Source organism: Treponema sp. OMZ 906, assembly GCF_024181185.1.
Classification (GTDB): Bacteria; Spirochaetota; Spirochaetia; order Treponematales; family Treponemataceae; genus Treponema.
In genome coordinates this window covers 248,984-266,774 of sequence record NZ_CP051196.1, presented here as the reverse complement: position 1 = coordinate 266,774, position 17,791 = coordinate 248,984, and the positions used below count along the sequence as shown (strand labels likewise).

6 protein-coding genes are annotated in these 17,791 nt (G+C 46.2%); all 6 read right to left on the bottom strand.

Translation table 11 applies throughout. The annotated features are described in order from the left end of the window. Positions 1-437: 437 nt before the first annotated feature. The 6 genes from E4N69_RS01010 to E4N69_RS00985 all read right to left on the bottom strand — a co-directional run bounded on the left by E4N69_RS01010 (position 438) and on the right by E4N69_RS00985 (position 17,643). Positions 438-10,199, bottom strand: a complete 9,762-nt coding sequence (locus tag E4N69_RS01010) for a toxin TcdB middle/N-terminal domain-containing protein (RefSeq protein WP_253824202.1) — start codon at positions 10,197-10,199, stop codon at positions 438-440. Positions 10,200-10,214: 15 nt separating this feature from the next. Next, positions 10,215-10,730, bottom strand: a complete 516-nt coding sequence (locus E4N69_RS01005) for a hypothetical protein (RefSeq protein ID WP_253824201.1) — start codon at positions 10,728-10,730, stop codon at positions 10,215-10,217. A gap of 210 nt (positions 10,731-10,940) precedes the next feature. Next, positions 10,941-11,450, bottom strand: a complete 510-nt coding sequence (locus tag E4N69_RS01000; protein WP_253824200.1) for a DUF5104 domain-containing protein — start codon at positions 11,448-11,450, stop codon at positions 10,941-10,943. 370 nt (positions 11,451-11,820) lie between these two features. Continuing rightward, positions 11,821-12,333, bottom strand: a complete 513-nt coding sequence (locus tag E4N69_RS00995) for a DUF5104 domain-containing protein (protein WP_253824199.1) — start codon at positions 12,331-12,333, stop codon at positions 11,821-11,823. Positions 12,334-12,342: 9 nt separating this feature from the next. After that, complete coding sequence (locus tag E4N69_RS00990; RefSeq protein WP_253824198.1) at positions 12,343-16,923, bottom strand: toxin TcdB middle/N-terminal domain-containing protein; 4,581 nt, start codon at positions 16,921-16,923, stop codon at positions 12,343-12,345. A 399-nt stretch (positions 16,924-17,322) separates the two neighbouring features. Further along, complete coding sequence (locus tag E4N69_RS00985; RefSeq protein WP_253824197.1) at positions 17,323-17,643, bottom strand: hypothetical protein; 321 nt, start codon at positions 17,641-17,643, stop codon at positions 17,323-17,325. Between the last annotated feature and the right edge of the window lie 148 nt (positions 17,644-17,791).

Sequence of the window (17,791 nt, the reverse complement as noted above, 5' to 3'; positions counted from 1 at the left end):
TTGGGAAGAAAGCGTACCGAGCTTAAAAGATCTTTTGTAATACTCATCACATATTTCAATCTTGTTTCTTGCCAAATTTCATGAATAAAGTTTTATATCAAAAATCTTTATAAGAATAAATTCCGTAATAAATACAACATTGGCTAATAATGATAAAAATGTATAACTGCTATCCTTTTTTATAAAACTTATTACACAAAAAACAATACCTATCGTCCCGATCCCTAATAAAACTAATATATCCTTATCGCTTATATAACCTTTCTTAAAAACTATACAATTTAAAAAAAAGGTTAAACTAGCAAAAATTAAGGATATTAAAAATCCAAAAAGACATTCAAAACCAATCGGATTAATAATACAAGAAACTAATTCTAAAACAATTAACAAAATAGCTATATAGATTATATTTTGCTTACAAAAATTAAACATATTTATCATCTCTCTTTTTTATAAATCGGCACCACGATAGTTCCTGTTTTCCAAACACCACCACCAACACTTCCAAACCCCCATGAATTCGGCAAACCCGAAGATTTTTGATTATTTAAATCATAGGTTCCAGTAACACCCAAACATATATCCGCTGTAAGCGAAGATGATTTTCCAACCTGTGTTGGATCTAAAGAAACCCCTCCTGAGAAACCTTTAGCGCTTTTTAAATACTGTAATGTTGATAAATCTGTTTTTGTTGTTGATGGTGTCTGTATTCCACAACCAACAGATCCTGAAAGATACCAATACAAATTTCCTGATGTATCACCGATAAAGCCACTCTCCGCTCCTAACCCAAGAACCAAAGCTAATTTTCCTCCAAAACCATAAGAGAAAGCTACATCATTAGATTTTTTTGAAGCAACTACATTCTGATTTGAGTCTTGAGCATTACCCTGTGGAATTTGTTGTTTCATTTCTGCTGATGCATCGCTATATGTAGGAATATTTTTCTCTCCTACAGTTTCACCGACTTGTAAAGTCCGTGGATCTCTTGTAAATCCTGACTTCTCCTTCCAATCAGCTCCGTATTTATCCCAAAGGGTATCACCCTTTTCTGCAGTATATGTTCCATCTCCATTATCTATCCACATTCCTGTAGGATCCGTATACTTGATCGGATTATTATTACCATAGTGATATACATTAAAGTTGACCGTATTATATATTCCCCCTGCGCCTACGGAGGAACCTGCCATATATTCTGAAAGAGCAGGATCTGTACTAATCCACCGGCTATACTTCGGGTCAAGGTAGCGTGCGCCGTAATAGTACAGCCCGGTTTCTTCATCCATCTCTTTGCCGGTAAACCGGAACGGTAACTTGTCCAATCCTGCGGCTACCTCTTCAATCCACAGCTCTCCGTATGGCGTGTACTCGATGTGCTCATACTGCCTGCCTCTCCAGTCGGTTACAAACTGTGCACTTCCTAAGTGGTCTGAATGATAATAGTACCGCTTCTCGCGTTGCTCGGCATTGTCTCCGTTGTTATCGGTATGCGTCATCGCGGTAACTAAACGGCTGTTACCGACAAAGATGTGCTTATGCACTCTCAAGCCTTGCGGGTTATTCTTGTCCTGCACGGGGATGTGTATTGTGTAGAAGTTATTAAAGTATAAGGTTTCGCTTCTCCCTTCTTCTGTGTACTTTAAGGCGCGCTGGCCATCCTCACCGTAGCGGTAGTGTACGGTGTAGCTGCGGTCGCTCGATTTAGTGAGGAGGTTCTTTTCGTTCCACGTGTAGTTACGGCGGTACGCGAATAGGTTCTCAGGATGCGTCTCTTCCGTCTCCTTCGGCGCGTCAAGGCCGAAGCCGTAGTCGGTGCCGTAGACGTCGGTGTCGGGGTCGTAGTTGTATGTAAAGATAAACTCATCGTCCTCGGTAAACGGCCCGTCTTTTTCTGCCGTAATGTTGCCGTTTGCATCATAGCGGTAGTAGCGGTTTCCTCCGTGTACGAGCCTATGGGCGTAGGCCGGGTCGTATTCGTAATCAAGACTGTAGTCAAGCTCTGCTTTCGGGTAGGCGTTGCCGCGGGCGCCGGGGAGGTTCGTGGTGCTCATCTTACGTGTCATATTCCCGATGCCGTCAAAGGCAAAGTCTTGTTTGTACTTTGCAATATGTACCGGCGTACTTCCAAAGCTCTTTATCGCCTTGTACTGGTTACTCGTGCCCTCTACTCCGATAAGCTGGTAGAGGTTGTCGTAGGTGTAACTCTGGCTTGTCTCGTACACACTTGCGTCGTTACTGTAACCTAAGACATTGCCGACTTTATCAAAGCTATAGCGTATCTTTTGGAAGATTTCATCGGTTTGTTTATTTCTCGTCTCAATGTCTTTTAACCACCGGCGTTTATCGTCGTAGCGATATTTGGTCTCAACTCCATTGCCGTATTTGATGTAGACTCTTTGCCCGTGCTCATCATAGACAATCGTGTCGATGTAACTGTAGGTTTCAGTTCCTTTTACCGTGTTCTTTACGCCGCTCACCCCCTTGAGCTGTCCGCCTTTGTCGTAGGTGTAGGTAATGGTCTCCCCATCAGGGTAGCGCATGGTCTGCATACGGCCTAAGTAGTCCGAGCAATAGGTGAAGGTCGCCGTTTCCGGCTTACTGAGTACCTCATAGCGCTTAATCGTTCGTGTCTCTTCTACGACTTCCCTTAACTTCCCGTACTTGTAGCGTATCTCTCCGCTCTCATCTTTTTTATGGACTATCTCGCCTGCACCAACTTGGCCGGGCACTCCGTAGGTGTATTCAACATCTTCGCTAAACGGGTAGTCTATCTTTACAATACGGTCAAAGCCGTCGTAGTGGTACTGTATCTCGCTCATCTTTGCACGCAGCACAGAATCCGTCTCCGCTTCAAGAAGGCCTTTACGGTCGTACCGCCACTCCTTACGGCCGGTGTCTTTACTTTCTAGGGCTACTCTTCGGCCGAGCAGGTCGTATGTTACCGAGACAATGTTTTCATTGGCGTCGTATGCCCGAAGCATCTCTCCGAGGACTGAGTATTCGTAGCGGCCTTTGGTGAGGATGTTATCTGCCTTGTCTCTTCGTTCCACTTCCGTGATGTTTCCGCGCGCGTCTTTTTTCGTAACGCTCTTATTCTCAAGCGGGTCGGTTGCGGTTGTTACCTGTAGGCTGTTTTCTATTGCGTACTCGTTTTTCTGTTCGCTTCCGTCCGGCAATAATGTGTTAATAACTCGGTCAATACCGTCGTAGGTGTAGGCGGTTTCATTTCGCAGCGCTGTAAAGTCGTTCGTTTCATAGAACTGCTCGACTTTCTCATACGTATCTTTATTTGCGAGCTCAGCCGGTAAATCGCCTGCGTAGAAGAAGGGCATTCCTTCTTTTATCTTTCTTCCCGCCTCATCGTAGTGTGTTGCCCCTGATATATTCCAGCCGACATTCGTTTCTCCGGCGGTTCCTTCTCGGTACACTTCCCCTTCTTTCGCCGTGTAGAGGGCGCGGCCTAAGCCGTCGTGCATGACGACGGTTTTCATCACGGCTTTGTCCGTTGCTTTGGTAGTCAGCTTATTCTCCGTTACCGTGTACCAGAAAGAAGATTCCGGGGTATGGTATTCGTACTTTGCGTAGGGAGTACCTGCAGGATCATCATAGGGACTTCGCACTTCAATAACTCGCCCGAAGCCGTCATACCGGTACTTCATGGTGTTACCCGCGCTGTCGGTTTCTGCAAGCTTTACTCCTAAGGCGCTGTCCCACAAAAGCGTACTTTCATACGGCGCTCCGCCTTTACTTCCTTCTTCCGTTATCGCAACCGGGTATATCCCGTCTTGATACCGGTAGCGTACCTTCTTTCCGGTGGGGCTTATCAGGGTCTTGATGTTTCCGCTTTCATCCCAGTCTATCGTGTAGGTTAAGTTTGTGCCGCTTGAGGTGTACTGCTTTACTTCCGTTATCGCGCCGGTTTGGCTGTCGTAGCGTCCCTCGCGCTTCCGCAACAGCCGTCCGCTCTTGCCGTCCAGCACTTCGATGCGCTCAGGGTGCGCTTTAAAGTAGCGCCGCTCATCGCCGCTGTCCCAATACCGTATGCGAGCAACGATGTCATCGTTGGGATTGGTAACATCTCCCTTGTCTTCTAAGCTCGTAACATTGCCGTACCGGTCGTATTTGTATGCGCTTTCCGTTTGTATCGACCGGTATCCTTCCCGTATGGTGTTCCATTCTTTCTTTATCCGTGCATGAGGAGCGACATCCGTTTCATACTCTTTTATCGAATAAACGGCACCGTTATGGCTTACCGTCTCTTTTTTGACCATCCCTTTGCGGTAATAGGCATCGATGTAGTACTCGGTCTCGGTTACCTTGCCCGTCCCCGTTACCGCGCGTACCGTCTTAAACCCGTAGAACTCTTTTGCCACACGGTCATAGTATCCGTCTTTGTACGTGTATTTCGTTTTATAGCTTTGTACGTTGCCGCTCTTACTCTGCAGCCCGGAGTTCATCGTGACGCTGCTTAACACATACTTACTCTGCGGTAATTCCCGCGTGTTCCCTACTCTTTGGTACTCTATCTCATAGCTGCCACCGGTCGGTAGGTGTATCGTTTTTAATAGTCCTACTTTCCCTAACTTGTTCCGCTGTACATACAGCTTATTCGCCCCTCCGATGTTGAACACTCGGTCGGCGAGGCCGTCTCCGTCTACGTCAAAGAGGCGTAAGCTCACCTCACTTTCGCTATAGGTTCCGCTCGCTCCACCTGAAAAGTTACAAATGATATTAATCCCTGCCCATACCGGAAACCCCACCTGTCCTGAAAGACTTCCGGACACTCCCACGCTCCGGCTCGTGTTAAACTCCAGTGCTTTCGGTATCTGTAACAACTTTTCTATTTCCGCTGTTCCAAAACTTTTATTCATGCCACCCGGTCGGTACGGCACTTGGATACGTTCTGATGTCCCTACCAGTCGGCTCAGCGCCCCATTGTAATAATCTTTATACTCCGCCCCTTCAAGATTCCGTACTTCAATTGTCTTTTCTTTTCCGTCGAATCCTGCTCCGCGATTCAATTTGACAGCATAGCTGCCGTCCTCTTGTACGCGCAAAAGGTCGGGCAGCCCGTCTCCGTTGATGTCGGTTATAAGGGTTTCCGTGGCCGTCTGACTGATGTTCACATTAACGCCGATGTTTCCTCCCCCGTAAACAAGCGAGGCGCCGATATTCAACCCTAAGCCGAAGTTCCCGCCTCCGCTTTTAACGCTTCCGCTTGAAATATTCTCTCCCCGCCACGCTCCTGCCGCTGTAAACCCATCTCCGATATTCAGCTTCGCCACGCCTGCCTGTTGGTAATCGGGTAAGCCGTCTCCGTTGATGTCTACTAACCCGCTTCTCTGATACTGTCTGCCGTCTGAAAAATTTACCCCCACACTCGGGCTCATTCCCCCAGGACTCGATCCTGCAGGTGCTACCGACATGCTCTTTATGCTTCCGGCCGCGCTTCGTATCGCCTGTGCCACTCCCGCAAGCCCGAGCCCTCCTCCGTGCACCGTCGATTCGTTCCCGTTGACCGCTAATCCTCCGCCTGCTATATGCTTCTTCCTGTTAAAGACTCCTTCTCCGCTACCGTATTGAATGTTAAGACCGCCTGATTCTGTTTTTACTATGTCAGGGTACCCATCCCCGTCTATGTCCTGATAACCTTGTATCTGCTTACTTTCTCCCGTGTTAACCCCTACGCTCGTATTGACGCTTGCCGCATGTGAGCCGACATTGAAGTCATAACTTTTACTTTCATTCGCAGAAAGCACAAAGCCTTTGCCTCCTTTCACCCACGGCAGCTTCCCGTACGCCCCGCCGGTGATCCGGCTTGAGTGCAATACCTCATCATCAATATACGCCGCATAGTAATGCATGACACTTGCCATCTCGCCGTCTGCGTCAAAGCCGTTTTCACTCGTATTCGCAATCGCTCCGATAAGGCTTTTCTCTTTAAAGAAAAATCCGCTTCCCTCATCCTGCTTCGGCGTTTCCGGAGGCGATTCCTGTTTAAGGTTTTCTTCCGCATACGTGCCATACCGCTGTACCGCGCTATATCCGCCGAGCCTACGCTTTTGTATCTCCTCCCTTACTTTATCTTTCGCTTCTTCCCCGCTCGGCGCGCCTGCCTCACTTTGATTTTTTAATTTCTGCCGTTCCTTATCAACTTTTTTTGCTCCTTCCTTCTCATTTTTTCCTCCATACTCATCCTCATATTCATTCGGTGCAAACAGGGCTTCCACACTGAAGCGCTGCTGCCCCCACCTCGAATAAAGTCCGTAGTACCACCGGTTTGCCCCGCCGTACATCTGCTCATACCGGCCGAACCCGGCTATCCCTTCTTTCCCTTCATACTGTCCTATCCAATAGTTCTCATTCCCTTGGTACTCTTGTATCCTTTCCCATGTCGTGACAACCTTCCCCCCTTGTATCTTCACCACTTCTATCTGTCCGCCTTGCACCTCATAAAGGCTCTCACGCGGGTACTCCACTACCACTCCCACGTTCTCGTAATAGTAGCTTTCTACATACGCTAAAAACTTCTTCACCTCTGCTTTCTCAAGGTGCTCATCCGTCGTCCGATATTCTTTTTTTACCTCATCATGCGTAAAGTACGGAAACTCATACGCTTCACTTTCATACCGCTTCAGCTTCTTTTCCAGTTGCTGTAACCCTTCTCCGCCTATCCCGCTCTTTATTTGATACACATCTCCGGTATTTACTATCTTTTCAAAATACTCCCTTCCAATCGCTTCTTTCTCTTCTTCAGTGAATACCCCAACCTCTCGTATCCGCGCTTCTCCTTCTTCTCTCTGCTCGATAATAACTTTAATCCCGCTTCGCGCTTCTTTTAACGCCTCTGCAATTCCTTGTATAACGAGGGTGTCTTCATTTTCCTTTAGCCGCCACTCATGCCCCGCTTTCTCATACAGCGTTCCGATGGCAACCGTTTGGGCGTTTTTGATAACTGTTTTATCCTTTATCTTCTCATACGCAGCTTCACTCAAGCCTTCTACCCGGCTGATGCGGTATTCGATGCCGCGCTCAATGCTTTCGCCCATCCCTTTCTCATATTCTTGCTCACTGATAACCTTCCCCAGCGTCCGTCCCGTAAGTACAATCGAAAACTCATACCCTGTTTTATTCCGCCCATCCACGACCGCCTTTACGTCGTTCCCCTTTTTTGTTACAACCGCTCCTTCTTTTATCCTTCCCTGCTCATACAGAATAAGCGCTCCGTTCTCCTTACCCAGCCGGTACGTTTTTCCGTTGATGAGCCCTACTTCTACTCCCTTTTCATTCTCGTAGCCGCGCCCTCCTTTTTCCCGCTCGCTGTTCGTTTGCAAGGGCAGCCTATCGCGATAGTATGCTTTCCCGTCTGCATAATACAGCGGGTACCGCTTTTTTCCCTCGGCGTTGTTATATCCTGCCGCTTCTTTTTGTTTGGCTTCACTCATCCGTCCGATAATATCGCTGTACAGTGTACTCCCACTCCCATCCCCGACGTAAATATATTCTTCAAACCCCGCATCGTACTGTACCCTTCTCTTTAATGCTTCTTGTGCATTCTCGCTTCCAATCTTGCCGTATACCTTCTCAAACGTTTCCTTCGCTATCTCACTTCCGATATACCCGTAATATCCTTTTTCCAGTATCTTCTCTATCGCTTGCTCACTCAGCTCTCTTCGATAATCATTTTTTAGCTGCCAATACCTATCCCGATTCCCATCTTCATCTGCCTCACTCTCCTCTTCCGTGTAAAGCGAGGCTAATTCTCTATCAGGCTCCTCATTCAGCCTCCCCGGCAGCTGATACGCTATATGTGCTCCCAGTAATTCATCTCGCTTGTACTTCAGGTACCGTATCCGTATCCCAGCCTTGATGCTCTCCCCTATCTCCGCTTTATCATCCGTCTCAGTCGCAAAATAGATATACTCGCCTCTCCTAATCGCTTCCGTAAATACATACCGCTTCTTCTCCGTGCACTCTCCTATCCTCACCCCTTCTTTATTCGTGCCCTTCCACACGCTTAACTGTCCCTTCCCTTTCTCTTGTATCTCTACTCCTATCTCTATCTCCCCGCTGACCTCACTCCGCCACGCTTGCACTCCTTCCTGAAAGTAATGCCCCTTTTCCGCTTCTTTCTTCTCCGCTTCACTGACCCCGATCGCCGCTTTCTCCGCTCCCTGTAAACCCACTCCTCCTTTAAATCCTCTTCCCCTATCGTTTTCGTAGTATCTTCCGTTCGACACAAAATCCACATACCCGTCCCGGTTCACATCCGTAAATTCGCTTCTACTCTCCCCGCGGCTCCACTGCTTCGTTAACCCCATCCCCGCTCCGACTCCGGCCCCGCTGATGTCTAACTTTCCTCCGACGCTCCAGTTCCAATCCTCATTCTCACTTAAATAAAGCCCCTTTAATGCCTTCCCATCAAAGTACTCAGCCTTCTCATATCCTATCTTTCCGTCGCTCTGCTTTTTCCCTTCATATATCCTTATTTCCCCTTTCTTCCACTCCACAATATCCGCTATCCCGTCTCCAGTTACATCCACAAAATTCCGCTTACTGTGCCCCCTTCCGCTTCCCGCTGACGCCGTTATCCCGCCGGATATCGACACGCTGTCTATAAAGTTTACTCCCGCTCCTCCGCTGCCGCTTCCCCCTCCGCTAATGTGCACGCTTTCCGCAATGCTTCCGCTTCGCTCCCATCCTTCCGTCTCTCCGAAGACACAAAGTTTCCCGCTCTTATCCTTCTCCGCCTGCTCATACTCAAACCTGTACGCATACCCTTCCGCTTCTCCTTCCCCTTTCACTTCTATCTTTTTAAGAAGGCTCTCTCCCATCTCATTTTCACCCGCCTCATTTCCTACTTCCTTATCTTCTCTATATTTAAAGCCGTACTTCCTCACAACCCGCCCGCCGACGCTCATCTCTATGCTCGCTATCCGCTTACTCTCTTTCCGCACATACTTTCCCCGTCCGTCTATCCGCGTATCTCCTCTTCCTTCATACGCTATCGTTACCTTTCGATCTCTCTCTTTCCCGTAGATAACCTGTTCAAGAAGTACCTCTTCACCCTCTGCTCCGGTTTCCTTCTTGTACACATACTGTACCTCGTTTCCGAAGCTGTCGCTCTCCCTATCCAAATAATAAATATATTTTGCACCTGCTCCTTTGCCGCTCCACCTTTCTTTCCCGTATATCTTTACCCGTCCGTCTTTCTCTGTTATCTTAAAATAGTTCTCTTCCGCTCCCCCTCTTCTTTCTACCCATGCATTCTCTATCCGCTCGTATTTCTGCTCCTTCTCCTTTCTCCACACGCCCCCTTCGTACTTCACGCGGCTCCCTTCCACTATGTACGTGTCCTTCCCGTTATACTCAGGTAACCCGAACCTCGTGTCGATGCTGACGCTTTCTATTCCTCCTAAACTCCATCCCTTCCCTATAAGCCCCCAGCCGCTCCCGCTCGAATAGCTCACCGACAGCTCAGGTCCCATCCCTTTCACTCCATCAGGCGTTTTAAGCTTTATCCCAAATGCCGCGCTTCCTTCACTTCCTCCTTTCAGTCCTTCTATTCCCTCTATCCCCCCTGCCGCATCTGCCGCTTTTAATTCCTTGATGCTGTTTAAATTCACCCGCACAGGCTCTGGGCTCTCCGGTAAGCTCAACGTCCCGTTAATCATATCCGTAAAGTGATCCGTATACGATTCAATCCGCTTCCCTTCCTCATCTACTCCCTTCCGCTCTAACGCAACCCACCGCTTCTCTTTCTCATCATAGTAGTATGTATAAATCCCCTGCGCGTCTTCCCCTTCTATCCGCTTATCGTACTCAAGCGAAAGCTCACACGCTTTCTTAAATTTCATCCCCTTAGGTAAAAACCGCCATCCGCCAAAGCCCGCCGTGACGTTCTTGACTTCTCCTCCCTCTGCTACTTCATACAGCCGGCTGATCGTTATCTTTGTTTCCTCTTCTACCGCTCCTTCGGGGATACTAAAGCGTACTCCTTCCGCCTCTAACACTCCTCCTTCTTTCCCGATAACCTTTTGCGCCACAACCGTACTCGCTTCTCTCTTCACGCCGCGCGCCCCTTCTCTCCGCCCTTGTCCGTACACACCGCCGGGCGCTATCACGGTAAAAAGGTAGACCGTAAATACTGCTTTCTTCACTATCCCTGCCAAGGCTTCTTTTATTCTTTTCATCATCTTCACCTTCTCCCCTTACCTTACCGCCTCGTACTCTATCCACACACTCTCGCTCGGAAATTTATCCTTCGCTGATGTTACCGCTATCACTCCTGCTTCGCCACCTTTTGAAAATATGCGGGCATCTACGGCGTCGCACGCCGAAAATAAATGCTCGACGTATACCCGATACGCCTCCGCTTTATTTTCGGCTGTCTCCTTGTATCTGCTCCGCCTCTTTTCAAAAGGCATCGTTTTTCCGCTTCCTATCGTAAGCGGAAAAACCTCCAACACAGTGTTTCTTTTTAATAAGCATCCTCCTTTGGCGGACTGCTGCATTTTGTTTACTATTACTATAAAGAAAACAAAATGCAGCACCGCGCTTTCCGCTCCAATCTTTTCGCCGCTGCTGTTTTGTTTAAGCGGTGTTTTTCCGCTTAAGCGCTTCAAAAACCGCACTTGCATTATACGCGCGGCAAAAAGGATTTCTGCTGCAATCGCTGTCCGGGGGAGGGAATAATTAAGCTGTGAATAAAAACAATTTGTTTTCACCTTAAAAAAATACTATCCCTTTAAATACCGTCACGGACGGCGGTGGTTTTAACAGGATCACGTTTTGCCGTCAGCAAAACGTGATATCAAATCTGTACAAGGACGTACAGATTTGATATGGCTTCCCACATACGGCCGTAACTCGTTCTGGGGGAATATAATTATAAATCGCTCGTAACTTTTTATTCTTAAGCATACACAGGCATCTGATCACTCTGGAATAAAAACTCCGGCTTTCAATTGATCCCAATAACAGAAATATTTCTCTTCATCTTCTTTTCTAATAAATTTTATAGTTCTTACGCCTTCTGTTTCTCTATTAAAAGAATTTTCTACAATATATATATAATGTAACATATATTCAGTCTCACCTATCCATACTAGGAATCGTGAATAGTATTGCGATAACTTATCTCCCTTTTCAATTTTTGTCTCCACGCCAATAGCCCACTCCTCATATTTTACAACAGAACCATGATAAGAACTAAATAACGCTAAAATTTCATCTTTTAATGCTTCATCTTCTTCTATAACTTGCTCTGAAAATAAAGAATATAATCCATCTTCATCCTTTAAGTCTAAATATGTTATTATTTTATCAGCAATTTCTAAATTTTTTTGATCATGGCTCATAAATAACCGCATAGTTTCCTTCCCTCGACAATTTACAAAAATAAGCATATATAAAACGACAAATACAATAAATTTTCGCTTACTCATATTTTCTCCTTTTAAAAATTTAAAGTCGCTGTATTGGAATTATCATTAAATTTCCACCTTACTCCAAAACCCGGCACGATTTTACAATCGTCCACGGATGGAAACATTCAAAAATGTACTTCCGTGTATATTTCTGAATTACAAGTTTTTCAGTAGAACAACTCTCTTTTGCTTAGCTCCCCTGACATCCTGTCAGTACACAAGTTTGACATTTCGTCAAACTTGTGTTCAAGCGTTGTACTCAGGACGTACAACGCTTGATAGAAGATTTTCACTTCAATCGCTGTCCGGGGGTGAGAATAATTAAGCTGTGAATAAAAACAAAATGTTGTTTTCATACTTTTAGCAATAGGTTTATATTGTTTTTATTTTACTTAATAGATTCAACATAGACTCCATATGGAAGTGTACTAAGATCAAAATCATCAAAATCAATTTCATCGGCCTTCCTCTCTTCTAATAAAAATAAACCGCGTATTCCCACATTTTCCTTATGTCTATAGTCTTTTCGGACATCAACAAACATTAATCGTAATTCTCCAATATCCGTAGCAATTAACATAGAAACATTCCACTGAACGATACCTTCTCCATCCTGGTATAAAGCCGATTCATACACCATTACATCAATAACCTCATACGTTTGAATTTGAAATCGCTCAAATAAATGATCAACATCTTCATCATAGTGAGAGGAAAAGTGTTCTATGTGAGGAATAAAGTGCTTTTTAAAGCTAATTTTATCTTTGTTTTTTATTGCCAGCAAAAGCGCTTCTGCTTTTTTCTTCTCTATGTGCTTCATATCTTGAAAAATCAGAGGCCATCCCCACCCCTCAGTAAATAATATCATTCCATATACAACAACATAAAATAGTTTTTTCATATCAACTCCTTAGAAATTAAGTTTTGCAGAACAATTATCATCATTAAATGTCCATCCTGAACCTTTTTTATCCCATTCTGCTTTGAAATCTTGATACATTTGTTTATTGTTACCAAAATTAACGGTAAACTGGGCTTTTAAGTCGCTTGCCTTTACCCCTTGTACCCTTGGATTAAAGCTGGTCGCCCACCAATGTATCCCCTTAAAACTACCAACTTCTTTTCCATTTAAGGTTAAACTTGCTTGCATATCCATTGCTAAAGATTTATCAACCTTAAAATGTCCTACTAGTCCCGCCAAGCCTGTTGCCCGTGTATAAATTCCAAGTTCACACCCTGCACCAAGATTTAAATAATCTCCTTTCCACCCCCAAAGTGTATATCCTTTGCCTCCGGATGAAAAATCAAACCTCACTGTTTTCATGTCTGTCGCAAGATCAAAACCGATATCATACAGTATGTTATAGCCTATGTTTCCATCAAACAAACTCCCTTGCCAACAATCGAATGTAGCATGGTAAAGACCTGTATGTGAGTCATAGGTAAACCCAACTGCTTCATTAGGGGCATATCCATTTTGTGCAGCCCACACGGCAAAAGGATTTGCCACTACTGCTCTAGCTATATCCCTCGTCTGCTCTTTTGTAATTCTCCCATCCGGATCAGTATACTTCACCGGATTATTCCCCGCGTAGTGATACAAGTGCAGATTCACCACATTAAACACCCCGCCCATGCCGGGTAAGTTCTCGTTGTGCTTCTTCGCCTCGTCGTCTATCGGCGCTTTGGGTATGTAGTCGCTTAATGCCGGATCTCCCGACAGCCACCTACTATACTTCGGGTCAAGGTAGCGCGCGCCGTAGTAGTACAGTCCTGTCTCTTCATCCATCTCCTTACCGGTAAACCTGAACGGCAGCTTGTCTAAGCCGGCCGCGACTTCCTCTATCCACAGTTCTCCGTAAGGCGTGTACTCGATATGCTCGTATTGTCTACCTCTCCAGTCGGTTACAAACTGTGCGCTGCCTAAGTGGTCTGAGTGGTAGTAGTACCGCTTTTCCCGCTGCTCGGCGTTATCTCCGTTGTTGTCGGTGTGGGTCATTGCCGTAACAAGACGGCTGTTCCCCACAAAGATGTGCTTATGTACGCGTAAGCCTTGCGGGTTGTTTTTATCCTGCACGGGGATGTGTATCGTGTAGAAGTTATTGAAGTATAAGGTTTCGCTTCGTCCTTCTTCCGTATACTTGAGCGCGCGCTGTCCGTCCTCACCGTAGCGATAGTGTACCGTGTAGCTGCGGTCGCTCGATTTAGTGAGTAAGTTCTTCTCATTCCACGTGTAGTTACGCCGGTACGCAAATAGGTTTTCAGGATGCGTCTCTTCCGTCTCCTTCGGCGCGTCAAGGCCGAAGCCGTAGTCGGTGCCGTAGACGTCGGTGTCGGGGTCGTAGTTGTATGTAAAGATAAACTCCTCGTCCTCGGTAAAGGGCCCGTCTTTTTCTGCCGTGATGTTGCCGTTTGCATCATAGCGGTAGTAGCGGTTCCCTGCATGAATTAAGCGGTGTGCGTAGGCCGGGTCATATTCGTAATCAAGACTGTAGTCTAACTCTGCTTTCGGGTAGGCGTTACCGCGAGCGCCGGGGAGGTTCGTGGTGCTTACCTTACGTGTCATGTTCCCAATACCGTCAAAGGCAAAGTCCTGCTTGTACTTTGCGACATGTACCGGCGTACTTCCAAAGCTCTTTATCGCCTTGTACTGGTTGCTTGTTCCCTCCACTCCGATAAGCTGGTAGAGGTTGTCGTAGGTGTAGCTCTGGCTCGTCTCATACACGCTTGCGTCGTTGCTGTAGCCTAAGACATTGCCGACTTTATCGAAGCGGTAGCTTATCTTTTGGAATACCTCATCGGTCTGTCTATTCTTTGTTTCAATGTCTTTCAACCATCGGCGTTTGTCGTCGTAGCGGTAGCGGGTCTCTACGCCGTTTCCGTATTTGATGTATACTCTCTGTCCGTGTTCGTCATAGACAATCGTGTCAATGTAACGGTAGTTTTCACTTCCCTTTATCGTGTTCTTTACACCGCTCACCCCCTTGAGCTGTCCACCCTTATCGTAGGTGTAGGTTATCACTTCTCCATCAGGGTAGCGCATCGTCTGCATACGGCCTAAGTAGTCGGAGTGGTAGGTAAAGCTCGCCGTTTCAGGTTCGCTTAAGGCCTCGTAACGCTTAATCGTTCGTGTCTCTTCTATTACTTCACTTAAGCGTCCGTACTTGTAGCGTATTTCTCCACTCTCATCCTTCTTATACACTATCTCTCCGGCACCAGCCTGGCCTGCTTGGCCGTAGGTGTATTCGACATCGGTACTAAACGGGTAGTCTATTTTTACGAGCCGGTCAAAGCCGTCATAGACGTACTGTATCTCACTTAACTTACTGCGCAGCAGTGAATCCGATTCCGCTTCAAGAAGCCCTTTACTGTCATAGCGCCATTCTTTCCTTCCGGTGTCTTTACTTTCTAAGGCAACCCTTCGGCCGAGTAGGTCATACGTTACCGAGACAATGTTTTCATTGGCGTCATACGCGCGAAGCATTTCGCCGAGGACTGAGTATTCGTAGCGGCCTTTGGTTAAGCGTGTGCCGTTTTTATCGAGGCGTTCTACTTCCCGGATGTTTCCACGGGCGTCTTTCTTTGTAACGCTCTTATTCTCTAACGGGTCGGTTGCGATTGTTATCTGTAGATTATCTTCTATTGCGTACTCATTTTTTTGCTCGCTCCCGTCGGGTAACAATGTGTTGATTACTCTATCTATTCCGTCGTAGCTGTAGGCGGTTTCGTTTCTAAGTTTCGTAAAGTCGTTCGTTTCATAGAACTGCTCGACGCTTGCGTAAGAAGCTTTGCTTGCAAGCTCAGCCGGTAAATCGCCGCCATAGAAGAAGGGCATTCCTTCTTTTATCTTTCTTCCCGCCTCATCGTAGTGTGTCGCCCCTGATATATTCCAGCCGACATTCGTTTCTCCGGCGGTTCCTTCTCGGTACACTTCTCCTTCTTTCGCCGTGTAGAGGGCGCGGCCTAAGCCGTCATGCATGACTATCGTTTTCATAATGGCCGTGTCGGCCGCTTCGGTGGTAAGCTTATTTGCCGTTACCGTGTACCAGAAAGAAGATGCGGGGGTATGGTATTCGTACTTTGCGTAGGGAGTGCCTGCCGTATCATCATAGGGGCTCTGCACTTCAATGACCCGCCCGAAGCCGTCGTACCGATACTTCATGGTGTTACCCGCGCTGTCGGTTTCTTCAAGCTTTACTCCTAAGGCGCTATCCCAAAGGAGCGTGCTCTCGTACGGCACTCCGCCTGTACTTCCTTCTTCCGTTATCTTAACCGGGTATATCCCGTCTTGGTAGCGGTAGCGCACCTTCTTTCCGGTGGGGCTCGTGAGTGTTTTGATATTCCCGCTTTCATCCCAGTCTATCGTGTAGGTAAGAAGTGTGTTATTGCCCGTGTATTGTTTTACTTCCGTTATCGCGCCCGTTTGGCTATCATAGCGTCCTTCTCGCTTCCGCAACAGCCTGCCGCTCTTGCCGTCCAACACTTCGATGCGCTCAGGATGTGCTTTAAAGTAGCGCCGCTCATCGCCGCTATCCCAATAGCGTATGCGTGCAACGATGTCATCGTTGGGATTCGTAACGTCGCCTTTATCTTCTAAGCTCGTAACATTGCCGTATCGATCATAGCGATAATCGCTTTCCGTTTGTATCGACCGGTATCCTTCCCGTATGGTGTTCCACTCTCGCTTTACCCGTGCATGGGGGACTTCATCCGTTTCATACTCTTTTATCGAATAAACAGCGCCGTTATAGCTTACCGTCTCTTTTTTTACCATCCCTTTGCGGTAATAGGCATCAATGTAATACTCCGTCTCACTCGTCTTTCCCGTTCCCGTTACCGCACGTACTGTCTTAAACCCGTAGAACTCTTTTGCTTTGCGGTCATAGTAGCCGTCTTTGTAGGTGTATTGCGTTTTATAGCTTTGTATGTTTCCGGCTTTTGTTTCAAGCCCTGAGTTCATTGTGACGCTGCTTAACACATACTTACTCTGCGGTAATTCCCGCGTGTTTCCTTCTCTTTGGTACTCTATCTCATAGCTGCCGCCGGTCGGAAGGTGTATCGTTTTTAATAGTCCTACTTTCCCTAACTTGTTCCGCTGTACATACAGCTTATTTGCCCCTCCGACGTTAAAGACCCTGTCGGCTAACCCATCCCCGTCCCCTTTTGAAAATATGCGGGCATCTACTGCGTCGCACGCCGAAAATAAATGCTCACCGTATACCCGATACGCCTCCGCTTTATTTTCGGCTGTCTCCTTGTATCTGCTCCGCCTCTTTTCAAAAGGCTTCGTTTTTCCGCTTCCTATCGTAAGCGGAAAAACCTCCGGCGCAGTGTTTCTTTTTAATGAGCAGTTTTCTTTGGCGGACTGCCGATACTTGTGTACTATCAATACAATGCAAAGGTACACAAGTATCGGCACCGCGCTTTCCGCTCCAATCTTTTTGCCGCTGCTGTTTTGTTCAGGCGGTGTTTTTCCGCTCGGTCGCTTCAAAAACCGCACCTGCATTATACGCGCGGCAAAAAGGATTTCTGCTTCAATCGCTGTCCAGGGAAGAGGATAATTTAGCTGTGAATAAAAGCAATTTGTTTTCACCTTAATAAAATATTTGCCCTTTCAATACCGCCATGGATGGCGGTGGTTCTAAATAATATCATGTTTCGCTATCAGCAAAACATGATATCAAACCTGTACAAGGACGTACAGATTTGATATGGCTTCCCACATACAGCCGTAACTTGTTCTGTGAGAAAGAGAAGATGAAGTCTTATATTATTAATATTATATATCATTGCATAAAAATACAGAAATACATCTTCTTATCCTCATCTATAAATACGACTGTTTGCAGTGGCATATCTCTATCCAACATCCAGTTATAATGTTCCTTGCTTACTTCACAAAAAAATAAGCATCTTCCTTTTTTCCGCCAAACCACCAATCTGCATATTTTTTCTTTCTAACTTTGTTAATAAGCAAAATTGAATCACCAGTATCGCAATACCAATATCTTTCACTATCATGATCTTTAAGTATAAAATACATATTGTGATATTCAATTTTTTTCCATGTATATTCTTTTTCTAACACCGAAACACCATGCACCTCAACTCCTTTTATACTACATATAAGTCCATCATTATTCCTCTGTACCGTAATCTCTCCAATTTCTACTCCTTCTTCATCATATATGACTGATGTATCGGATTTCATCGCTTCCGCTGTTATAAAAGGATATTCTACTAGCCCATCTCGTCTATTCGAACACCTATATACACCATAGAAAAATGTCGGTATTTGCACTAAAGAATAGAACAAGATGTGTATAAGTTTTCTTTTAGGCCATTTACTCATCTAATCG

What these genes read in the sequence shown, in the direction of transcription:
- E4N69_RS01010 (WP_253824202.1), bottom strand. Translation starts at nt 10,199, where the DNA reads ATGATGAAAAGAATAAAAGAAGCCTTGGCAGGGATAGTGAAGAAAGCA.
- E4N69_RS01000 (WP_253824200.1), bottom strand. Translation starts at nt 11,450, where the DNA reads ATGAGTAAGCGAAAATTTATTGTATTTGTCGTTTTATATATGCTTATT.
- E4N69_RS00995 (WP_253824199.1), bottom strand. Translation starts at nt 12,333, where the DNA reads ATGAAAAAACTATTTTATGTTGTTGTATATGGAATGATATTATTTACT.
- E4N69_RS00985 (WP_253824197.1), bottom strand. Translation starts at nt 17,643, where the DNA reads ATGAAATCCGATACATCAGTCATATATGATGAAGAAGGAGTAGAAATT.